The following is a 21,396-nucleotide window of genomic DNA, read 5'->3' as shown; positions in this document are numbered from 1 at the left end:
CTCGAACCGCTCCCCCGCACTCCCTTGAGCGCCCCATATCATCGCCCTTCATGGGAGATGCCCGATTTAGCGTGGAACGGGAACGCTCGGTTCGGCCGGGGGGCGGGGGGCGGGCCTCCCGGCGGGCCGCCGCGTGCGCCGTCTGGTACCTGCGCGCCGTCACGTTCATCAACTTCCTCTCCGCCGTCTGGGTCTCGTTCGGGCAGGACGTGCGACGGCACAACCAGGAGAACCTGTTCACGCCGTACCTGCTGACCGCGGGCTTCGCCTCCGGCGTGTTCACGATGTTCCTCGCCGTCACCATGCGGCGCCGCAAGCGGGCCGCGTGGATCCTCAACCTGGCGCTCAGCGGCCCGTTCCTGCTGCTGTTCGCGTTCGCCATGACCTTCCCGGAGATCCGGCAGTACGCCCAGAACTGGATCTCCCTGGTCCTCACCGCGGCCTTCGCCGGCGCACTCCTCGTCGGCCGGCGCGAGTTCTACGCCAAGGGCGACCGGTCCAACCCGCGGCTCGCCGCCGCCGTCGCCGCCGGTGGTCTGCTCGTCTCCTCGCTGCTCGCCGCGCTCCTGGTCACCGTCACCAACACCGCGCGCGACGCCCACCGTTCGACCTTCCCGGAGCGCTGGCGCTACGGCACCCTGCGCCTGGTCTCGGTCACCGTCGACGACTCGCACTACCCGGAGATCGCCACCCCCAACTGGGTCAACGTCACCATCAACGTGTTCAGCACGCTGCTCGTCCTCGCCGTCCTGTACGCCGCGTTCCGCTCCCGGCGCGCCGTCGACCCGATCACCGAGAACGAAGAGAAACGGCTGCGGGCGCTGCTGGAGCGGCACGGCGAGCGCGACTCCCTCGGCTACTTCGCGCTGCGCCGCGAGAAGAGCGTCATCTGGTCGCCCACCGGCAAGGCGGCCGTCGCCTACCGCGTCCTCGGCGGCGTCTCGCTCGCCTCCGGCGACCCGCTCGGCGACCCGGAGGCCTGGCCCGGCGCCATCGAGCCGTGGCTCGCCGAGGCCCGCACGCACGGCTGGATCCCGGCAGTGATGGGCGCGAGCGAGGAGGCAGGGACCGTCTACGCGCGGCACGGGCTGGACGCCCTGGAACTCGGCGACGAAGCCATCGTGGACGTCGGCGAGTTCACCCTCGAGGGGCGGGCCATGCGCACCGTCCGCCAGGCCTGCAACCGGGTCCGACGCGCCGGGTACACGGTCCGCGTCCGGCGCCACGCGGACATCCCCGCCGAGGAGATGGCGTTCCTGCTGCGCAAGGCCGACGACTGGCGCGACGGGGCCACCGAACGGGGCTTCAGCATGGCGCTGGGCAGGCTCGGCGACCCGGAGGACGGGCAGTGCGTGATGCTGGAGTGCAGGGACGGCGAGGGACGGCTGCGGGCGCTGCTGTCCTTCGTGCCGTGGGGACCGCACGGCCTGTCGCTTGACCTGATGCGGCGCGACCGGGACTCAGACAACGGCCTCATGGAGTTCATGGTCATCGAACTGCTGCGCCGCGCCCGGGAGATCGAGGTCACGCAGGTCTCGCTCAACTTCGCCATGTTCCGCTCCGTCTTCGAACGTGGTGCACGGCTCGGCGCCGGACCGGTGCTCAGGCTGTGGCGTTCGCTGCTCAGCTTCTTCTCGCGCTGGTGGCAGATCGAGTCGCTGTACCGGGCCAACGCGAAGTACCGGCCCATCTGGGAACCCAGATTCCTGCTCTTCGAGAAGAGCGCGGACCTGCTGCGCATCGGCATCGCGTCGGCGCGTGCCGAAGGGTTCCTGGAGGCACCGGGACTGCCGAAGTGGCTGCACCGCAAGCACCTCCAGTCACACAGGTGAGGAGCACGGGGGAGATGACGAGCGGCGGGCAGATGACGGGCGCCGGGGAGTCGATGCGTGCCGGGCAGATGCGGACCGCTGGATGAACGCCCTCGCCCGTCTGGTGCGCGCCGAGTGGGGACCGCCGTACGTCACCGTGCGTCTGGCACTCGTCCGGCGCACCTGGCGGGCGCTGCCGATGACGCTCGCGGCCGTGTGCCTCACGTCAATCCTGCAGTTCGTGCAGAACCAGTCGTGGGGCTTTCAGTTCGTGCAGAACATCGGATCGGTACGGGCCGAGGAGCCGCTGTGGCTGGCCCTGTTGCGCACCCCGCTCTCCCTCTTCGTACCGGCGCTCGACCTGCCGGTGTGGGGGGCGCTGCTGCAGATACTGTTCGTCTTCGGGATCGCCGAGATCTGCCTGGGCTGGTGGCGCACCCTCTCCATCGCCTACGCGGCCACGCTGTCCGGCACCCTGTACGCGCGCGTGGGCATCGGACTGGGCGCGCACCATCCGCTGGGGCTGCCCGCGACGGACGCGCAGGTCGTCGACACCGGGCCGTCGGCGGCGGTGATCGGGCTGGCCCTGTTCCTGTGCTGGCGGTACGGCGCGCGCGTCACGGGGAGCGTGGTGATCGCGGCGATGGTCGTGGAGCTGGTCGTGAAGGACAACCTCGCGGGCAAGGAGCACATCGCGGCGATCGGGGCGGTGGTGTTGGTGTGCGGGGTGTCGGAGCTGCGGCAACGGTCCCTGGACGCGTCGTGGTTGCGTGATACCCGGGGGTGAGGGTCCGGGGCGTGTCAGCTCGGCCAGCTACGCTGCCGCCGTGTCCAGGATCCCGCCCGCGAATGGCCTCCGTTTCGCCTTCGGCACCCTCACCGTGCTTCCCGTCAAGGTCACCCGTTGGGACCGGGACGCCGCGCGTGGAGGCATGTTGTGCGCGCCCCTCGCCGGAGTCGTCGTCGGGGGGATCGCCGGGTCGGCCGGGGCGGTGCTGGACCTGCTGGGTGCGGGAGCTCTGCTCGCCGCCGTCGGTTCCGCCGCCGTGCCCGCCGTGCTCACCCGGGGGCTGCATCTGGACGGGCTGGCCGACACCGCCGACGGGCTCGGAAGCGGCAAGCCCGCCGAGGACGCGTTGCGGATCATGAAGCAGTCCGACATCGGGCCGTTCGGGGTGATCACGCTGCTCCTCGTGCTGCTGGCGCAGGTGGCGGCGCTCGCGCAGGCGTACGACCACTCCCTGGAGCGGGGGGTCCTCGCGGCGGTCGTCTCCGCGACGGCGGCCCGGCTGGCCCTCACGCTGGCCGCGCGTGACGGCATACCGGCCGCCCGGCCCGAGGGGCTCGGGGCCGCGGTCGCGGGCGTGGTGCCGGCGGGCGGTGCGCTGGCGGTGACCATCGCCGTCGCCGTGACCGCGGCGGCCGCGGGCGCGCTCCTCGGGGCGTACGACACGGCCCGTACGGTCCTCGCGGTCGTCGTCGCGGTCGCCGTCGCCGAACTGCTGCTGCGGCACTGCGTGCGCCGCTTCGGCGGGGTCACCGGTGATGTCTTCGGCGGGCTCGCGGAGACCGCCGCGACGGCGGCACTCGTCGTGCTGTCACTGGGCTGAACAGGGCGCCGCCACGCCTCAGGTCGTACCGGACGCTCCGCCGGGCGGACTTCGGGGAGTGCGCGACCGTCCCGGTGGTGATCGCCGACGCCGGGCACCACGGAAACCGGCCACCGCGCGTAGGCTCGTGCCGGGTGTTTCCCTGCCCAGGTGAAAACCGGATACGGGGCAGGGCCTAGGGTCGGTTCCCGGGCCGGCCGACCCCATCCGTTCGGCCACCTGAAACTCAATCGGAAGCGAGATTTCACCACCGTGACTGCTCTCACTCTCAGCACCGCCGCCGCGGCCGGCCTGCGCGCCGACGCGATCGTGGTCGGTGTCGCGAAGGGCGCTGAGGGCCCGGTCGTCGCACCGGGCGCCGAGGCCGTGGACCAGGCGTACGACGGCAGGCTCGCCGCCATCCTGCAGACCCTGGGCGCCTCGGGTGCCGAGGGCGAGGTGACGAAGCTGCCCGCGCCCTCCGGCTTCAAGGCCCCCGTCGTGGTGGCGGTGGGCCTCGGTGCCGAGCCGGAGAAGGACGAGGCGTTCACCGCCGAGGCGCTGCGCCGCGCCGCCGGATCCGCGGCCCGCGCGCTCGTCGGCTCCAAGAAGGCCGCCTTCGCGCTGCCGATCACGGACGCCGCCGACGCCGGCGTCATCGGCGAGGGGGCGCTGCTCGGCGCGTACTCCTTCGACACGTACAAGGAGAACGGCAAGAACGGCCGGAACGCCAAGAACGGCAAGGCCCCGCTCGCCGAGATCGCCCTGCTCGGCGGCAAGCCCCGCGACAAGGCGTACAAGGCGGCCGTGGAGCGAGCCGTCGCGGTCACCGAGGAGCTCAACCGCGCCCGCGACCTGATCAACACCCCGCCGAACGACCTGAACCCGGCGGCCTTCGCGGCCCTCGCACAGACCGCGGCCAAGGAGCACGGCATCAAGGTGCAGGTGCTCGACGAGAAGGCGCTGGCCAAGGGCGGCTACGGCGGCATCCTCGGCGTCGGCGCGGGCTCCGCCTCCGCCCCGCGCCTGGTGAAGCTGTCGTACACGCACTCCAAGGCGAGCAGGCACCTGGCCTTCGTCGGCAAGGGCATCACCTACGACTCGGGCGGCATCTCGCTGAAGCCGGCCGGCCACAACGAGACCATGAAGTGCGACATGTCCGGCGCGGCGGCGGTGTTCGCCGCGGTCGTGGCCGCCGCCCGCCTCGGTCTCGAGGTGAACGTCACCGGCTGGCTCGCCCTCGCCGAGAACATGCCGTCGGGCTCCGCGACCCGCCCCGGTGACGTGCTGCGCATGTACAGCGGCAAGACCGTCGAGGTCCTCAACACGGACGCCGAGGGCCGGCTGGTCCTCGCGGACGCGCTGTGGGCGGCCTCGGAGGAGAACCCGGACGCGATCGTGGACGTCGCCACCCTGACCGGCGCGATGATGCTGGCGCTCGGCAGCCGCACCTTCGGGATCATGGCGAACGACGACGCCTTCCGCGCAGCGGTCCACGAGGCGGCCGAGGAGGTCGGCGAGGACTCCTGGCCGATGCCGCTGCCGGAGCACCTACGCAAGGGCATGGACTCCCCCACGGCCGACATCGCGAACATGGGCGAGCGGATGGGCGGCGGCCTGGTCGCCGGCCTGTTCCTGAGGGAGTTCGTCGGCGAGGGCATCACCTGGGCGCACCTCGACATCGCGGGACCGGCCTTCAACGAGCAGGCCCCGTTCGGCTACACACCGAAGGGCGGCACGGGTTCGGCGGTGCGCACGCTGGTCCGGCTCGCGGAGCTGGCGGCCGCCGGCGACCTGGGCTGACCGCGGCACACAACGACGAGGGCGGCCCCGGACCGGCGCGGTCCGGGGGCGCCCTCGCCATCGCGCGGGGCGTTACGCCCTCGACGAAATCCGTACGGCCCGCCGACGCCGCGACCTTGCCGACGTGACGGATCAGACGTCTCACACACCGGCCCGGCGTCTCGGTGGCCGCCGACAAGTGCAAAGATGGGGTCTCGGCAGGACAGGGCCCCACCGAAGGGCCGAAGCATCAAGCGGCCGGACACCAGCCGCCTGCCGGTCACCGACGACCGGCGCACGGCGCACATGCATGGAGGACGTGACGTGGCGAACGACGCCAGCACCGTTTTCGACCTAGTGATCCTCGGCGGTGGTAGCGGTGGTTACGCCGCGGCCCTGCGCGGGGCGCAGCTGGGCCTGGACGTCGCCCTGATCGAGAAGGACAAGGTCGGCGGCACCTGCCTGCACCGGGGCTGCATCCCCACCAAGGCCCTGCTGCACGCGGGGGAGATCGCCGACCAGGCCCGCGAGAGCGAGCAGTTCGGTGTCAAGACCAGCTTCGAAGGCATCGACGTACCGGCCGTCCACAAGTACAAGGACGATGTCATCTCGGGCCTGTACAAGGGTCTGCAGGGACTGATCGCCTCCCGCAAGGTGACCTACATCGAGGGTGAGGGCTACCTGTCCTCCCCGACCTCCGTCGATGTCAACGGCCAGCGGATCCAGGGCCGCCACGTCCTGCTCGCGACCGGCTCCGTGCCGAAGTCGCTGCCCGGTCTGGAGATCGACGGCAACCGCATCATCTCCTCCGACCACGCCCTCGTCCTGGACCGCGTGCCGAAGTCCGCGATCATCCTGGGCGGCGGCGTCATCGGCGTCGAGTTCGCCTCCGCGTGGAAGTCCTTCGGCTCCGAGGTCACGATCATCGAGGGCCTCAAGCACCTCGTCCCGGTCGAGGACGAGAACTCCTCCAAGCTTCTCGAGCGCGCCTTCCGCAAGCGCGGGATCAAGTTCAACCTCGGCACCTTCTTCCAGAAGGCCGAGTACACCCAGGACGGTGTGAAGGTCACCCTGGCCGACGGCAAGGAGTTCGAGGCCGAGGTCCTCCTCGTCGCCGTCGGCCGCGGCCCGGTCTCGCAGGGCCTCGGCTACGAGGAGGCCGGGGTCGCCATGGACCGCGGCTACGTCCTCGTCGACGAGTACATGCGCACCAACGTCCCGACCATCTCCGCCGTCGGCGACCTGGTCCCGACCCTCCAGCTGGCCCACGTCGGCTTCGCCGAGGGCATCCTGGTGGCGGAGCGTCTGGCGGGTCTGAAGACCGTTCCGATCGACTACGACGGTGTGCCGCGGGTGACGTACTGCCACCCGGAGGTCGCCTCCGTCGGCATCACCGAGGCCAAGGCCAAGGAGATCTACGGCGCGGACAAGGTCGTCGCCCTGAAGTACAACCTGGCGGGCAACGGCAGGAGCAAGATCCTCAAGACCGCCGGCGAGATCAAGCTCGTCCAGGTCAAGGACGGTGCCGTGGTCGGCGTCCACATGGTCGGCGACCGCATGGGCGAGCAGGTCGGCGAGGCCCAGCTGATCTACAACTGGGAGGCACTGCCGGCCGAGGTGGCCCAGCTCATCCACGCCCACCCGACGCAGAACGAGGCGCTCGGCGAGGCCCACCTGGCCCTGGCCGGCAAGCCGCTGCACGCACACGACTGACCCTCGGTCGACGAACGCGACGACACAGACTTCCGCTTCCCCTGGTCCTCGACCCCGCTCGAACTGGGGGAGACCCATCCGTAAGGAGCAACCGAAACCATGGCGGTTTCCGTAACCCTTCCGGCGCTCGGTGAGAGCGTCACCGAGGGCACTGTCACCCGCTGGCTGAAGGCCGAGGGTGAACGCGTCGAGGCCGACGAGCCGCTGCTCGAGGTCTCGACCGACAAGGTCGACACCGAGATCCCGGCGCCGGCTTCCGGCGTGCTGTCCTCCATCAAGGTCGCCGAGGACGAGACGGTCGAGGTCGGCGCCGAGCTGGCCGTCATCGACGACGGCTCCGGTGCCCCGGCCCCCGGTGCAAGCACCGGCTCCACCGGAGCGGCTGCCGCCGCGCCCCCTGCTGCGGCCCCGGCCGCCCAGGCCGCTCCCGCCCCGGCCCCGACCCCCACGGCCGCTCCGGCCGCCCAGGCACCGGTGGCCCCCTCCACCGAGCAGGCCGCCCCGGCGCCGGCCCCGACCGCCGAGGCCACCGCCGGTGCCGGCACCGCCGAGGGCACCGAGGTGGTCCTGCCCGCGCTCGGCGAGTCCGTCACCGAGGGCACCGTCACCCGCTGGCTGAAGTCGGTCGGCGACACCGTCGAGGCCGACGAGCCGCTGCTCGAGGTCTCCACGGACAAGGTCGACACCGAGATCCCGGCGCCCACCTCCGGTGTGCTGCTCGAGATCGTCGTCGGTGAGGACGAGACCGCCGAGGTCGGCGCCAAGCTCGCCGTCATCGGCGCCCCGGGTGCCGCTCCTGCGGCCGCCCCGGCCCCGGCCGCCCCCGCCCCGGCGCCCGCCGCCGAGGCCCCGGCTGCTCCGGCTCCGGCTCCCGCCGCGCCTGCGCCCACCCCGGCCCCCGCCGCCCCGGCGGCACCCGCCGCTGCCGCCCCGGCCCCGGCCCAGCCCGCGGCTCCGGCTCCCGCGCCGGCCGCGCCTGCGCCCACCCCGGCCCCGGCTGCTCCGGCCGCCCAGCCGACCGACGAGGGTGCCTACGTCACCCCGCTGGTGCGCAAGCTCGCCGCCGAGAACGGCGTCGACCTGTCCAGCGTCAAGGGCACCGGCGTCGGCGGCCGTATCCGCAAGCAGGACGTCATCGCCGCCGCCGAGGCCGCGAAGGCCGCCGCCGCAGCCCCGGCTCCGGCCGCTGCACCGGCCGCGAAGGCCCCGGCGCTCGAGGTCTCCCCGCTGCGCGGTCAGACCATCAAGATGCCGCGGATCCGCAAGGTCATCGGCGACAACATGGTCAAGGCCCTGCACGAGCAGGCCCAGCTGTCCTCGGTGGTCGAGGTCGACGTGACCCGCCTGATGAAGCTGCGCGAGCGGGCGAAGGCCTCGTTCCAGGCGCGTGAGGGCGTCAAGCTCTCCCCGATGCCGTTCTTCGTCAAGGCCGCCGCCCAGGCGCTGAAGGCCCACCCGGTCATCAACGCCCGGATCAACGAGGCCGAGGGGACCATCACCTACTTCGACACCGAGCACGTCGGTATCGCGGTGGACTCCGAGAAGGGCCTGATGACCCCGGTCATCAAGAACGCCGGTGACCTGAACATCGCCGGTATCGCCAAGGCCACCGCCGACCTGGCGTCCAAGGTCCGCGGCAACAAGATCACGCCGGACGAGCTGGCCGGCGCGACCTTCACCATCTCCAACACCGGTTCGCGCGGTGCGCTCTTCGACACGATCATCGTGCCGCCGGGCCAGGTCGCGATCCTCGGCATCGGCGCCACGGTCAAGCGCCCGGCCGTCATCGAGACGGAGGAGGGCACGGTCATCGGCGTCCGCGACATGACCTACCTGACTCTGTCCTACGACCACCGCCTGGTGGACGGCGCCGACGCGGCCCGTTACCTGACGACGGTCAAGGCGATCCTGGAGGCGGGCGAGTTCGAGGTCGAGCTCGGCCTCTGATCCCCTCAGGGATACGGCTGTACGACGCCCCCGTCCGGAGCTCTCCGGCGGGGGCGTCGCGTTTGCCGGGTGTAAGCCTCGTCTCACCTGCGCAAAAGCGCCGGTATGCGCCCTTCCCCCAGGCGGTGGCGGCCGTATTGTCTAAACGTCGAACGCCCCCGGGGGCCACTGGGCCCCTTTCTAAGGAGCCCTCATGACCGCGCCCGTCGTCCACTCGCTGCGCGAACAGATCCGCGAGCACATCGTGGAGGGGATCGTCAGCGGTCGCTGGAAGCCGGGCGAGCGGATCGTGGAGCGGCGGATCGCGACCGAGCTGGAGGTCAGCCAGACGCCCGTGCGCGAGGCGCTGCGCGAGCTGGAGTCGCTGCGGCTGATCGAGTCCGCGCCGAACAAGGGCGTACGGGTGCGGAACCTGTCGGCGGCCGACCTGGAGGAGAGTTACCCGGTCCGGGCCGGTCTGGAGGCGATCGCGGCGGAGCTGGCGGCGCAGCGGCTGGCGGAGGACTGCTCGGCGCTGGAACCGCACGTGGCCGCGCTCTACGAGGCGGACCGCAGGTCGGACGGTACGGCGCAGGTACGGCACACCGTGGCCTTCCACCGGGAACTGGTCCGGGCGGCGGGCAACTCGGTGCTGCTGCACACCTGGGAGGGCCTGGGCATCGAGGTCTTCACGGCCCTGTCGATCCGCTGGCTGGGCACGGTCCAGCAGTCGTACGCGGAGGAACACGAGGAACTGGTACAGGCGTTCAAGCGCCGCGACCCGAGGATCGCGGACCTGGTGAAGGCCCATGTGCTCGGCTGCGCGCCGAGGGCGTGAAATCCTTTCCCGCCGCTCCGGCGATCAGTCTCCAGGGCGGTGACCGGCGGTGCGGGACGCGCCGCAGCCACCCCGAAAAGACCCCGAACACCAGAGCGGCCCCGCGCTCAGACGCACTCTCGCCTGCGAAAACCCTGCACAGCGACGTCACCCCGTGCCACCACAAGAGGCACCGCGTGCCGACTTTCTCGTGATCAAGAGGTTTTGCCCCTCAACCCTTTGATCGATCATCGATCAGGGAGTTAGAGTCCCCGATGGACTCTCACCGGAGCCCACGCCCTGTCCTGCCAAAGACCAAGGGCACCCCCGACCCTTACCGATGAGGGAACCCCCTTCGACTGAGGAAGGCGGCGACATGACCGACCCCCAGGCCATCCAGCCGAGCGAGCTCGACCAGCTCCCGGACCGCGACCCCGAGGAGACCGCCGAATGGCAGGCCTCCCTGGACGCCGTCGCCAAGGCGGCCGGGCCGCACCGTGCCGCATACCTGATGCGCCGCACGCTGGAGCGCGCCGAGGGCGCCGGCATCGCGCTGCCGAAGCTCCTCGAGACCGACTACGTCAACTCCATCCCCACCGCAGCCGAGCCGTCCGTGCCCGGTGACGAGGAGATGGAGGCCCGGATCACCGCCTGGAACCGCTGGAACGCGGCAGCCATGGTGACCCGTGGCAGCAAACACGGCGTCGGCGGCCACATCGCCACCTTCGCTTCCGCCGCCTGGCTCTACGAGACCGGCTTCAACCACTTCTTCAAGGGCAAGGAGGGGGACGGCTCGGGCGACCAGCTCTACATCCAGGGCCACGCCTCCCCCGGCATCTACGCCCGTGCCTTCCTCGACGGCCGTCTGACCGAGCAGCACCTGGACAACTTCCGCCAGGAGGCCGGCGGCAACGGCCTGCCGTCCTACCCGCACCCGCGCCGCCTGCCCTGGCTGTGGGAGTTCCCGACGGTGTCGATGGGCCTCGGCCCGCTCTCCGCCATCTACCAGGCGCGCTTCAACCGCTACCTCACCAGCCGCGGCATCAAGGACGTCTCCGCCTCGCACGTGTGGGCGTTCCTCGGTGACGGCGAGATGGACGAGCCGGAGTCGACGGCGGCCCTCGCGCTCGCCGCCCGTGAGGAGCTGGACAACCTCACCTTCGTCATCAACTGCAACCTGCAGCGCCTCGACGGCCCGGTGCGCGCCAACTTCAAGATCGTGCAGGAGCTGGAGGCCCAGTTCCGCGGCGCCGGCTGGAACGTCGTCAAGACGCTGTGGGGCACCGCCTGGGACGAGCTGTTCGCCCTCGACACCACGGGCGCGCTGGTCCGCCGCCTGCGCGAGGTGCCGGACGCGCAGGTCCAGACGTACCAGACCCGCGACGCCGCCTACATCCGCGAGGACTTCTTCGGCAAGGACCCGGCGCTCGCCGAGATGGCGAAGCTGCTGAGCGACGACAAGATCATCGAGTGCTTCCACCTCTCCCGCGGTGGTCACGAGGCACGCAAGGTCTACGCCGCGTACAAGGCCGCCCTGGAGCACAAGGGCGCGCCGACCGTGATCCTGGCCCAGACGGTCAAGGGTCACACCCTCGGTGAGGGCTTCGCGTCGAAGAACGCCAACCACCAGATGAAGAAGCTGACGGTGGACGAGTTCAAGGCGATGCGCGACCGCCTCGGCCTGCCGATCAAGGACAGCGACTTCGCCGACGGCGTGGTCCCCTACGGCCACCCGGGCGCCGACTCCCCCGAGGTCCGCTACCTCCAGGAGCGCCGCGCGGCCCTCGGCGGCCCGGCCCCGGCCCGCCGCGTCCACCCGGTGGCCCCGCTGCCGGCCCCGGCCGAGAAGGCGTTCGCCGCCTTCGACAAGGGCTCCGGTTCCCAGAACGTGGCCACCACCATGGCCTTCGTCCGCCTGGTCAAGGACCTGGTCCGCGACAAGGAGACGGGCAGGCGCTGGGTGCCGATCGTCCCGGACGAGGCGCGCACCTTCGGCATGGAGTCGCTCTTCCCGTCCCTCGGCATCTACTCGCCCAAGGGCCAGACGTACGAGCCGGTCGACCGCGACCAGCTGATGTACTACAAGGAGGCCAAGAACGGCCAGATCCTCAACGAGGGGATCACCGAGGCCGGTTCGATGGCCGACTTCATCGCCGCTTCGACGTCGTACGCGACGCACGGCGAGGCGATGATCCCGTTCTACATCTTCTACTCGATGTTCGGCTGGCAGCGCACCGCCGACCAGATGTGGCAGCTCGGCGACCAGCTCGGCCGCGGCTTCCTCGTCGGTGCGACGGCCGGCCGTACCACGCTGACCGGTGAGGGCCTGCAGCACGCGGACGGCCACTCACCCGTCATCGCCGCGACCAACCCGGCGGCCCTGACGTACGACCCGGCGTTCGCGTACGAGATCGCGGTCATCGTCAAGGACGGTCTGCGCCGCATGTACGGCGAGGCGGCGCCGGGCGAGGACCAGAACGTCTTCTACTACCTGACCGTCTACAACGAGCCGCTGCCGCAGCCCGCGAAGCCTGCCGCTCCGGGCGTCGACGAGGGCATCGTCAAGGGCCTGTACCGCTTCAACACGGCGGAGTCCGCGGGTCTCGCCCCGACTGCCAACGCCCCGCGCATCCAGCTGCTGGGCTCCGGCACCGCGATCCACTGGGCGCTGAAGGCGCAGAAGCTGCTCGCCGAGGAGTGGGGCGTGGCAGCGGACGTCTGGTCGGCGACCTCTTGGACCGAGCTGCGGCGCGAAGCCATGGAGGCCGACGCGGCCCTGCTGCGGGGCGAGGAGCGGGTGCCGTACGTGCGCCAGGCGCTCCAGGGCGCCGAGGGCCCGGTACTGGCCGTCTCCGACTACATGCGCCAGGTCCCGGACCAGATCGCGCAGTGGGTGGAGCAGGACTACTCCTCGCTGGGCGCCGACGGCTTCGGCCTCTCGGACACCCGTGAGGCGGCCCGCCGCCACTTCGGCGTCGACGCCGAGTCGATCGTGGTCGCGGCCCTCGCCCAGCTCGCGAAGCGCGGCGAGGTCAAGGCGACGGCCGTGAAGGAGGCCCGGGAGAAGTACGGCCTGTAAGGCCTTGGGTCCGGGTGAAGGGGTGCGGCGGCCGTCGTACCCCTTCACTGTCGTCTGTGTCAGTGACCCCCGGCATCATGAACCCATGCGTGCCGCCCGTCTTATCAAAATGGTGCTGCTGCTCCAGGCCCGGCCCTCCATGACCGCCGCCGAGCTGGCGAGGGAGCTGGAGGTGTCCGAGCGGACCGTCACCCGGGACGCCCAGGCGCTCTCGGAGGCGGGGATCCCGGTGTACGCGGACCGGGGGCGGATCGGCGGCTACCGCCTGGTCGGCGGGTACCGCACCCGGCTGACCGGTCTCGCCCGCAGCGAGGCCGAGGCGCTGTTCCTGAGCGGCGTACCGGGCGCGCTGCGCGAGATGGGTCTTCAGGACGCGGCCTCGGCGGCCCGTCTGAAGGTGTCGGCGGCCCTCCTCCCCTCGCTGCGCGACGCGCCGCGCACGGCGGCGCAGCGGTTCCATCTGGACGCTCCCGACTGGTTCAAGGAGCCCGAGACACCCGCCCTGCTCCCGGCGGTCGCGGACGCCGTGTGGGACGACCGGCCGGTCACCGCGAGCTACCGGCGCGGCGAGGACGTCGTGGAGCGCGAACTGGAGCCCTACGGGCTCGTGCTGAAGGCGGGCGTCTGGTACCTGTGCGCGCGGACCGGCGAGCCGCAGGTGCGCACCGCAGAGGACGCGGGGCACGGCTCCTTCCGGGTGTACCGCATCGACCGCTTCACGGCCGTGGACGTGGGCGGGGAACGCTTCGCCCGGGACGAGGAGTTCGACCTGCCCGCCTTCTGGGCGGAGCGCGCCGAGCAGTTCGCGCGGTCCGTCCTGCGGGCCGAGGTCGTGGTGCGGCTGTCCGAGGACGGCGTGAGAAGACTGCCGTACGCCGTCGGCAGCACCTCGGCTCGCGAGGCGCTGCGGGACGCGGGCGCCCCGGACGGACGCGGCTGGGTGACGGCGACCCTGCCCGTGGAGTCCGAGGAGGTGGCGCACACCCAGCTCACTGCGCTCGGCCCGGAGGTCGAGGTGCTGTCGCCCGAGGGGCTGCGCGCGCGTTTCGCGAGCGACGCTCGGCGGCTCGCGGGGCTCTACGCCTCCTGACGTCCCCGGGGCACTCCGCGTGCGTCCCTCACGCCGAAGGCCGATGCTGGTCCCGTGATGGACGAGATGGAGTTCTGGGAGCTGGTGGACGCAAGCCGCGAGGCCGCCGAGGGCGACCCCGAGGAACAGGCCGACGTGCTCGTCGAGCGGCTGCTGCAACTGGACCCGGAGTCGGTCGTGGACTTCGCCCGGCACTTCGAGTCCCGGTTCAACCGCTCCTACCGCTGGGACCTGTGGGGTGCCGCCTGGGTGCTGCTCGACGGGGCCAGCGACGACGCGTTCGACTCCTTCCGGTGCTGGCTGATCGGCCGGGGCCGGCACGTCTTCGAGGGTGCCCTGCACGATCCCGACTCGCTCGCCGACCTGCTGGAGGAGTTCGACGAGGAGATCGACGGCGACGGAGAGGAACTCGGCTACGCGGCGGACGAGGCGTACGAACAGCTCACCGGCACCGAGACGCCCGACCTGGGCATCCCGCCCGCGCCCGCGGAGCCGGAGGGCACGTCGTTCGACCTGGAGAACGAGTTCGTGCTGGCCGAGCGCTACCCGAGACTGTGGGACCGTTTCCGGGCCTGAGGCTCACTCCCCCCACTCTCGACACCGCCCCGGCGGGGGCACCACCATCGTGCCGGCGGGTGGCCTGCGGGGGCGAGGAGGCCTGCCTGTGCGCCTGGCCGGCGCCCGGGAGGTGGGGTGCGGCGCCCGAGCCGCGGCACGGGGCCATGATGGGCCCCTCACTTCCTGCCCTGGAGGCGGGCCGCCTTCTGTCTGATCGACGGGAGCATGGCGGTGAGGGCCGCGCCGGGGCAGTTGGTCATATAGCCGTCGTTGTGGCCGGCGAGGGCGGGCAGGAGGGCGGTCCTGCCCGCCTCGTACCGGCTCTGGCCGTTGCTGGAGACCAGCTTGACCCTGCCGCGCGGGTCGACGTCCGCGAGGCCCAGCTTCCATGCGGCCAGGGCGGCGATCGCGTCGGTCATCGCCCGGGGCACGGACACGCCCTGGGAGAAGGTGCCGATGGCGGCGATGCCGCAGGTGCGGTGGTTGAAGCCCTGGGTGTGGGCGCCGGTGACGGGGCGTTCGGCGCCGCCGGCACGGCCCTCGTAGATCGTGCCGCAGCGGTCGACCAGGAAGTTGTAGCCGATGTCGTCCCAGCGGCGGTTGCCGATCTGGCCCGCGTACAGCGCCCGGATGATGCGGGGTGTGTCGGCGCAGTCGTACTGGTTGGGCGAGGCGGTGTGGTGCACGAAGACGGCGACGACCCTGTCGTCGTAGCGCGGCGCCGGCCGGCTCCCGGCGCCTTCCTCCGCCTGCGCCCAGGCGGACCTCGGCACGATGTGCGGCCTGGGCGCCGTGTGCAGGACGGCGGAGCGGACGCCGACCGGCCGCGGGCGCCGCACCTCGACCGGGGTCTCGGCATCCAACGTCCCGATCAGCAGCGCGGCACCGGCGGTGAGTCCGGGCGTACAGCCGATCAGCAGCAGGACGACGCCCGAGATCCGCACCGAACGGAGCGAACGGAGCGGGCGTCTTCTTCTGCCCCTTCGTGCTCTTCGGAAGACACACATGGACCCACTGTCCATCCGCTCCGTCGCGTCCGCGATGTGTGGTGTGCCACCCGGTGGAACCATCGTCCCGGTCCAGGACGTTTTCACCAGTGCGGGCCGCCCGGGCGACCCGCGCGGGCCGGCGGTCCGGAAGTCGTCCCCTCGGGTGGTGCAGCGCAGGTAGGCGCGCGGGGCCGATTTCCGCGCGTCGCGTGCGTGGGGCTGATCACTGGGACCCCGCTGCGCGTACTAAGGGGTCCAAGAGAAAGGCGGCTTCGTGGACCTGCTCGACATCCTTCTGATGCTGGTGATCCTGGCCTACGCGGCGTCCGGCTACCGGCGCGGACTGGTGGCCGGCTGTGTCTCCCTGGCCGGTTTCGTTGGCGGCGCCGTCGTTGGCGTGTGGGTCCTGCCCTGGGTGATGCATCTGGTGACGCGGGGGACGACCGCGGCCACGGTGACGGCGGTGTTCACGGTGCTGGTCCCGGCGGCGATCGGCCACGAGCTGGCGGGCCGGCTCGCGCTGAAGCTGCGGCGCGAGCTGGACCACGGGCCGCTCAGGGTGGCCGACGGGATCGGCGGGGCGGCGGCGAACTCGCTCGCGGTGCTGATCGTGGCGTGGGTGGCCGCGAGCGTCCTCGGCGCCTCCTCCTCGCCACTGGTCACGGAGGCGATCCGGGACTCACGGCTGCTGGGCTCCGTGCAGAACGTGATGCCGGACACCACCCCCACCTGGTTCTCGCGCGCCACCTCGGCGCTCACCCAGGCGGGGTTCCCACAGGTCTTCAACCCCTTCGAGAACGAGCCGACGGCCGGGGTGGCCAAGCCCTCCGGGGACAACGTCACGCCGAGCGCGACGAACGCCGCCAAGCTCAGCACCGTCAAGATCGAGGGCGCCTCGGGCCTCCAGGGCCGCGAGGGCAGCGGGTTCGTGTACGCGGCGCGGCATGTGATGACCAACGCCCATGTGGTGGCCGGCATCGACCACCCGACCGTGCGCGTCGGCGGCGTCGGACCGGCGTACGCCGCCCGGGTGGTGCTCTTCGACCCCGACCGGGACGTGGCCGTGCTGTACGTGCCGGATCTGCGGGCGCCGGTGCTGCGCTTCGACGACAGCGCCAAGCGCGGTGACGCGGCCGTGGTCGCGGGCTATCCGCAGGACGGCGACCTGACGCTGCGGGCCGCCACGGTGGCGAACAAGATCCAGGCGACGGGTCAGAACATCTACGGCACGGACACCGTCACCCGGGAGATCTACTCCGTCCGCTCCACGGTCCTGCCCGGCAACTCCGGCGGCCCGCTGCTCACGGCCGACGGCGAGGTGTACGGCGTGGTGTTCGCCCGCTCCACCTCCGACCAGGAGACGGGGTACGTCCTGACGGCGGACGAGGTGGCGGGCGACGGCCGGCGGGCGGCGAACGCCACGACACCCGTGGACACGGGCGAGCTCGTCACGTCCTGAGCCCCTGGCCGTCACAAGGAGCGGCCCATGAGCACGTCGTCGACGTACTCGCCCTCGATCAGGAACTCCTCGGACAGGACGCCCTCCACCACGAAGCCCTCGGACTCGTAGAGCCTGCGGGCGGGGCTGTTGTGGGCGAGAACGCGCAGGGTGATGCGGCGGGCGCCGCGGCGGCGGGCCTCGTCCTGAGCGGCCCGCAGCAACGCCCGGCCGACGCCGGCGCCGCGCGCCTCCTCGGCGACGGCCAGGCCCTGGATCTGCCGGACGTGGGAGTTGCACGCGAGCGAGGTCGGGAACCCGAGCCGGATGTAGCCGACGAGGGTGCCGTCGAGTTCCGCGACGAGGTGGTCGCGCGGCCCGAACCGCTCGTCGTAGAAGGGCTTGTACGGCGGCTGGGGACGGGGCTGGACGGCGTGCAGCGGGGACCAGGTCTCCCGGTCGAGTCGGCCGAGCGCGTCCTCGTCGTCGGGGACGGCGAGCCGTATGTACGAAGCGGGCATGAAGGTCACTGTACGGCGGGGTACACATGTCCTGACCGGGGTTTCAGGCGGCGACGGGCAGGATGGATTCCATGGAACTTTCAAGGATCGCCGTGGCCGGTGCGTCCGGACTCATCGGCAGTGCCCTGGTCCGGTCACTGGCCGCGGAGGGGCATGAGGTGGTGCGCCTGGTACGTCGCGCCGCCCGGGGCGAGGACGAGGTGTGCTGGGATCCGGAGGGGAGTTACGTCGACACGGCCGCTCTGGCCGGGTGCGACGCGGTGGTCAACCTCGCGGGGGCCGGTGTCGGCGACCACCGCTGGACGGACGCGTACAAGAAGACGCTGCGGGACAGCAGGGTACTCGGTACGGCGGCGCTCGCGGAGGCCGTCGCCTCCCTGCCCGAACCGCCGCGCGTCCTGGTGAACGCGAGCGCGATCGGCTACTACGGCGAGACCGGGGACCGGGTGGTCGACGAGGAGGCCCCGCCCGGGGACGGCTTCCTGTCCCGGATGTGTGTGGAGTGGGAGGAGGCGACGGATCCCGCGCAGGAGGCGGGCGTGCGGACGGTGTTCCTGCGCACGGGACTGGTGGTGGCCCGTGAAGGCGGTGCCTGGGGCCGGCTGTTCCCCCTCTTCCGGGCGGGGCTCGGTGGGCGGATGGGCGACGGGCGCCAGTACTGGTCGTTCATCTCGCTGTACGACGAGGTGGCGGCGATCCGTCATCTCCTGGGCACGGACGGGCTGACGGGGCCGTTCAACCTGACGGCTCCCGAGCCGCTGACGAACGGTGAGATCACGGCGGCGATGGGGCGGGTGCTGCACCGGCCGACGCTCTTCTCGGTGCCAGCGCCGGCCCTGCGGCTCGCGCTCGGCGAGATGGCCGGGGATGTGCTCGGCAGCGCACGGGTGGTGCCCAAGCGGCTGCTGGAGTCCGGGTTCTCCTTCACGTTCCCCGAGATCGAGGACGCGCTGCGGGCGGCGCTCCGGCAGTGACCGGTCGGCACCCCGCGGCACGGAACCTTTCACGTTCGACCATATGCGACCACTGTGCGACCGTGCTCTGTCGATGCGCGACTTCACTTGAGCGTGCGCGGCCCTACCCTCGAGCAGAACTCGGGAATTCCTGAAGCCGGTCGCGGGCATGACGTCTTCGCCGACCGCGCAACCTCGAGGAGGGGCACGTGTTGAAGCCCGTGTATCAGGCGGACGTCGTCATCGTGGGGGCCGGGGTGGCGGGCCTCGCGGCGGCCCACCGGCTGACCAGCGCAGGAGTGAGTACCACCGTTCTGGAGGCCACCGATGGTGTGGGCGGCCGGATGTCGACCGAGAAGGTCGACGGCTTCCGGCTCGACCGCGTCGGACAACTCCTGTCCACGTCATATCCCGAACTGGGCCTGACACCCGGGCTCGACACGCTCGTCCTGCGCCCCTTCGCGCCGGGCGTCCTGGTGCACAGCGGCGGCCGCCACCGGCGCGCGGGCGCTCTCCCGATGGCAGGGGGCGCACGGGGAGCGCTCAACGCCGTGCGCGCTCTTGCCAGTGCGCCCCGCACGGGGAGCGGAACGGCCGGCGTGCGGGCCGTCCGGCCGCGGGCGGCGGGATCCCCTGTCCCGCTCGGCGGTGCCCTGGACCAGGCGCGGCTCAACGCGGCACTGGCCCGGATGGCCGCGACCCCCGTGGAACGGCTGCTGGCGCGGCCCGAGTTGCCCGCCGGACGCGCGTTCGCGGCCCGGGGGATGCCCGCCCGTACGGTCGAGGGCGTTCTGCGTCCGCTGCTCGCCGCGCTGTTGTGCGACCCGGAGCTCGGCATGTCGAGCCGCGCCGCCGACCTCGCGTTGCGCGCCTTCGCGAGCGGCCGGCTGTGCTTGCCGGAGGGCGGCGCGGAGGCGCTGCCCGAACTGCTGGCGCAGGCGCTGCCGCCGGGCACGGTGCACACGGGCGTGCGCGCCACCTCGATCTCCACCACCTCGGTCACCACCGCCGAGCACGGCGAATTCCGCTGCCGTGCCGTGCTGTTGGCCACCGACGCTCATGCCGCCGCCGAGCTGCTGCCCGGGCTGCGCGTGCCCGACTTCCACCCCGTCACGGTCGTCCACCACACCATGGACGAGCCGCCGCCGACCGGCGCGTCACTGCTCCTCGACGCGGACCGCGACGGCCCGGTGGCCCACACGGCGGTGGTCAGCCTGGTGGACCCGTCCCGGGCGCCCGCGGGCCGGCCCCTGGTCTCCTCCACCGTTCTCGGCGCGCCTCCGGAGGACCTCGACAGTGCCGTACGCGCCCATCTGACCCGTCTGTACGGCACCTCGACCACGCGGTGGGAGACGCTCGCCGTACACCACACCGCGCGGGCCGTCCCGGTGATGCGGCCGCCGCACGACGTACGCCGGCCCGTGCGGCTGCTGGCCGGTCTGTACGTGTGCGGCGACCACCGGGACACCGGCACGGTGCAGGGGGCACTGCACTCGGGCCACCGGGCCGCCTCCGCGGTCCTGGCGGACCTGGGCACGGGTCCGACCAAGCTGGCGGACCCGCTGCCGACGGCGGCCTGAGCGGCCCCCAGAGTCAGTGCAGGGCGGCGACCTTGTCGCGGTAACCGCGCACGGGGGCGGCGTCCTTGTAGGGCTCCAGGCGGCGCTCGAAGTCCCGTACGTACTCCGTCGCCCGCACCGACCGCATCTCCGCCGCCTGCCCCGCGGCCTCGGCCGCGAGCTGGCACGCCTGGTCCAGCTCGCCGAGGCCGAGCCGCGCCGTGGCGAGCACGACCCGGCAGAACAGCCGGCTGCGGGCGTAGCCGGGCGCCCGCAGCTGCAGCGAGCGCTCGGCGTGCTGGATGGCGGCCCGGTACTGCTGCAGGTCCCGGTGGCAGTGCCCGAACTCGTCGGCGAGCTGCGCCTCGTCGAAGAACCGCGCCCAGTACGGGACCTCCTCGCCGGGCCGGGCGGACTCCAGCGCACGCTCGGCCCGTACGAGGGAGGACGTACAGGCGCGCACCTCGCCGAGCACGCCGTGCCCGCGCGCCTCCACGGCGTGCAGCAGCGCCTGCACGACGGGCGGCGCCGAGGTGCCGACACCCTGCTGTGCCACACGCGCGAGCTGCACGGCTTCCCGGCCGTGTCCGAGGTAGACGGCCTGGCGGCTCATCGTGACCAGCACGTACGCCCCGTACATCCGGTCGCCGGCGGCCTGGGCGAGCCGGAGAGCCTGGACGAAGTAGCGCTGGGCGAGGCCGTGCGCGCCGATGTCGTACGACGTCCAGCCGGCGAGCCGGGTCAGATCGGCGGCGGCCGCGAACAGCCGGCGGCCGGTCTGCTCGCCGTAGGTGCCGCGGAGCATCGGCTCGGCCTCGTGCTCCAGGTAGCGCACGAGGGCCTGGCGGGCGTGGCCGCCGCCGTAGGCGTTGTCGAGGGCGCGGAACAGCTCGCCGACCGAGCGCAGGGCGGCGATGTCTCCGCCGGTGACCTTCTGGCCGGGGCCGCGCTCGGACTGGCCGCGCTGCCGGGGCACAGCGGGGCGGCCCTGGGCGGGGACGCGGGGGGCGCTTTCACCTCGGGCGACCTTGTCGTCCGGGCGCCCGATCAGCCAGTCGCGGCTGGGGACGACGAGCCCGGCCGGCGTGAACGCGATCTTCCGAAGTTCGGCGTGGCTGCCGGAGTCCTTGCGCCACAGGCCACTGACGATGTCGACGGCCTCCTCCGGGGTGGCGGCGAACTCCAGCCCCGCGTACACCGGGGCGCAGGCGTCGAGCCCGAGGTCCTGGGCGGTGAGCCGGCGTCCGAGTCTGCGGGTGAACACCTCGGCGATCAGCGCCGGGGTGGTGCCGCGGGGCTGCTGCCCGCGCAGCCAGCGCGTCACGGACGTCTTGTCGTATCTCAGGTCAAGCCCGTGTTCGAGGCCCAGCTGGTCGACGCGACGGGCGAGACCTGCGTTGGAGAACCCCGCTTCTGCGATGAGCGCGGCGAGCTGTCGGTTGGGGGTGCGCTGCGCGGGTCGTTCCGTCATCTGCGGTGCGGTCTCCTGCCTGCCCTGAAATCGTCTGTGAACAGCCCTTATGGCCTGGTGACGGCGTGAATGTAGCGGAGAGTGAGCAGACGATCGCAAT

At 72.1% G+C, this 21,396-nt stretch carries 16 protein-coding genes; 13 read left to right on the top strand and 3 right to left on the bottom strand.

Features of this window, described 5'->3' with window-relative positions; all coding sequences use genetic code 11:
- The first annotated feature begins 50 nt into the window (after positions 1–50).
- The 10 genes from ACZ7L1_RS02920 (at position 51) to ACZ7L1_RS02875 (ending at position 14,383) form a co-directional block, all read left to right on the top strand.
- Positions 51–1,832 (top strand): phosphatidylglycerol lysyltransferase domain-containing protein, encoded by a 1,782-nt coding sequence (locus ACZ7L1_RS02920; RefSeq protein WP_471433657.1) that lies wholly within the window; start codon positions 51–53, stop codon positions 1,830–1,832.
- Positions 1,833–1,914: 82 nt separating this feature from the next.
- Complete coding sequence (locus ACZ7L1_RS02915) at positions 1,915–2,598, top strand: hypothetical protein (RefSeq protein ID WP_471433655.1); 684 nt, start codon at positions 1,915–1,917, stop codon at positions 2,596–2,598.
- Positions 2,599–2,638: 40 nt separating this feature from the next.
- On the top strand, positions 2,639–3,421 hold the full coding sequence (locus ACZ7L1_RS02910; protein WP_471433654.1) for an adenosylcobinamide-GDP ribazoletransferase: 783 nt from the start codon (positions 2,639–2,641) through the stop codon (positions 3,419–3,421).
- A gap of 252 nt (positions 3,422–3,673) precedes the next feature.
- Positions 3,674–5,203 (top strand): leucyl aminopeptidase, encoded by a 1,530-nt coding sequence (locus tag ACZ7L1_RS02905; RefSeq protein WP_471433652.1) that lies wholly within the window; start codon positions 3,674–3,676, stop codon positions 5,201–5,203.
- A 303-nt stretch (positions 5,204–5,506) separates the two neighbouring features.
- Positions 5,507–6,895 carry a dihydrolipoyl dehydrogenase gene (gene lpdA / locus ACZ7L1_RS02900; protein WP_471433650.1) on the top strand — a complete coding sequence of 463 codons (1,389 nt, stop codon included), beginning with the start codon at positions 5,507–5,509 and terminating at the stop codon, positions 6,893–6,895.
- 99 nt (positions 6,896–6,994) lie between these two features.
- Positions 6,995–8,842 (top strand): 2-oxoglutarate dehydrogenase, E2 component, dihydrolipoamide succinyltransferase, encoded by a 1,848-nt coding sequence (sucB, locus tag ACZ7L1_RS02895; RefSeq protein ID WP_471433648.1) that lies wholly within the window; start codon positions 6,995–6,997, stop codon positions 8,840–8,842.
- Positions 8,843–9,035: 193 nt separating this feature from the next.
- Positions 9,036–9,659: a GntR family transcriptional regulator gene (locus tag ACZ7L1_RS02890; RefSeq protein ID WP_200417025.1), complete on the top strand. Its 624-nt coding sequence runs from the start codon at positions 9,036–9,038 to the stop codon at positions 9,657–9,659.
- A gap of 355 nt (positions 9,660–10,014) precedes the next feature.
- On the top strand, positions 10,015–12,717 hold the full coding sequence (gene aceE, locus ACZ7L1_RS02885; protein WP_471433646.1) for a pyruvate dehydrogenase (acetyl-transferring), homodimeric type: 2,703 nt from the start codon (positions 10,015–10,017) through the stop codon (positions 12,715–12,717).
- Between the two features lie 85 nt (positions 12,718–12,802).
- A complete protein-coding gene (locus ACZ7L1_RS02880) occupies positions 12,803–13,807 on the top strand; it encodes a helix-turn-helix transcriptional regulator (RefSeq protein ID WP_471433644.1) in 1,005 nt (334 codons plus the stop codon).
- A gap of 57 nt (positions 13,808–13,864) precedes the next feature.
- Complete coding sequence (locus tag ACZ7L1_RS02875) at positions 13,865–14,383, top strand: DUF4240 domain-containing protein (RefSeq protein ID WP_471434216.1); 519 nt, start codon at positions 13,865–13,867, stop codon at positions 14,381–14,383.
- Between the two features lie 158 nt (positions 14,384–14,541).
- Here ACZ7L1_RS02875 and ACZ7L1_RS02870 read toward each other — a convergent pair whose 3' ends face one another.
- Positions 14,542–15,309 carry a peptidoglycan recognition protein family protein gene (locus tag ACZ7L1_RS02870; RefSeq protein WP_471433642.1) on the bottom strand — a complete coding sequence of 256 codons (768 nt, stop codon included), beginning with the start codon at positions 15,307–15,309 and terminating at the stop codon, positions 14,542–14,544.
- Between the two features lie 319 nt (positions 15,310–15,628).
- On the opposite strand from ACZ7L1_RS02870, the gene ACZ7L1_RS02865 reads away from it, so the two are divergent.
- Entirely contained in the window at positions 15,629–16,813 is a 1,185-nt protein-coding gene (locus ACZ7L1_RS02865; RefSeq protein ID WP_471433640.1) for a MarP family serine protease, read from the top strand.
- 11 nt (positions 16,814–16,824) lie between these two features.
- Here ACZ7L1_RS02865 and ACZ7L1_RS02860 read toward each other — a convergent pair whose 3' ends face one another.
- Positions 16,825–17,313: a GNAT family N-acetyltransferase gene (locus ACZ7L1_RS02860; RefSeq protein WP_471433638.1), complete on the bottom strand. Its 489-nt coding sequence runs from the start codon at positions 17,311–17,313 to the stop codon at positions 16,825–16,827.
- A 71-nt stretch (positions 17,314–17,384) separates the two neighbouring features.
- Here ACZ7L1_RS02860 and ACZ7L1_RS02855 point away from each other — a divergent pair, with 71 nt between their 5' ends.
- Together ACZ7L1_RS02855 and ACZ7L1_RS02850 are read left to right on the top strand one after the other, a co-directional pair.
- On the top strand, positions 17,385–18,287 hold the full coding sequence (locus ACZ7L1_RS02855; RefSeq protein ID WP_471433636.1) for a TIGR01777 family oxidoreductase: 903 nt from the start codon (positions 17,385–17,387) through the stop codon (positions 18,285–18,287).
- Between the two features lie 188 nt (positions 18,288–18,475).
- Positions 18,476–19,846: an NAD(P)/FAD-dependent oxidoreductase gene (locus ACZ7L1_RS02850; protein WP_471433634.1), complete on the top strand. Its 1,371-nt coding sequence runs from the start codon at positions 18,476–18,478 to the stop codon at positions 19,844–19,846.
- A gap of 13 nt (positions 19,847–19,859) precedes the next feature.
- On the opposite strand, the gene ACZ7L1_RS02845 is transcribed toward ACZ7L1_RS02850, so the two are convergent.
- Positions 19,860–21,296, bottom strand: coding sequence for a regulator (locus tag ACZ7L1_RS02845; RefSeq protein ID WP_471433633.1), 1,437 nt, complete (start codon positions 21,294–21,296; stop codon positions 19,860–19,862).
- Between the last annotated feature and the right edge of the window lie 100 nt (positions 21,297–21,396).

It is taken from the genome of Streptomyces sp. NPDC107546 (assembly GCF_055639175.1).
This window is presented reverse-complemented; position numbering and strand designations above follow the sequence as displayed.

Excerpts from the sequence above, each read along its gene's own strand:
- ACZ7L1_RS02920 (WP_471433657.1), top strand. The coding sequence starts at position 51 with ATGGGAGATGCCCGATTTAGCGTGGAACGGGAACGCTCGGTTCGGCCG.
- ACZ7L1_RS02915 (WP_471433655.1), top strand. The coding sequence starts at position 1,915 with ATGAACGCCCTCGCCCGTCTGGTGCGCGCCGAGTGGGGACCGCCGTAC.
- sucB (WP_471433648.1), top strand. The coding sequence starts at position 6,995 with ATGGCGGTTTCCGTAACCCTTCCGGCGCTCGGTGAGAGCGTCACCGAG.
- ACZ7L1_RS02890 (WP_200417025.1), top strand. The coding sequence starts at position 9,036 with ATGACCGCGCCCGTCGTCCACTCGCTGCGCGAACAGATCCGCGAGCAC.
- aceE (WP_471433646.1), top strand. The coding sequence starts at position 10,015 with ATGACCGACCCCCAGGCCATCCAGCCGAGCGAGCTCGACCAGCTCCCG.
- ACZ7L1_RS02880 (WP_471433644.1), top strand. The coding sequence starts at position 12,803 with ATGCGTGCCGCCCGTCTTATCAAAATGGTGCTGCTGCTCCAGGCCCGG.
- ACZ7L1_RS02875 (WP_471434216.1), top strand. The coding sequence starts at position 13,865 with ATGGACGAGATGGAGTTCTGGGAGCTGGTGGACGCAAGCCGCGAGGCC.
- ACZ7L1_RS02860 (WP_471433638.1), bottom strand. The coding sequence starts at position 17,313 with ATGCCCGCTTCGTACATACGGCTCGCCGTCCCCGACGACGAGGACGCG.
- ACZ7L1_RS02855 (WP_471433636.1), top strand. The coding sequence starts at position 17,385 with ATGGAACTTTCAAGGATCGCCGTGGCCGGTGCGTCCGGACTCATCGGC.
- ACZ7L1_RS02845 (WP_471433633.1), bottom strand. The coding sequence starts at position 21,296 with ATGACGGAACGACCCGCGCAGCGCACCCCCAACCGACAGCTCGCCGCG.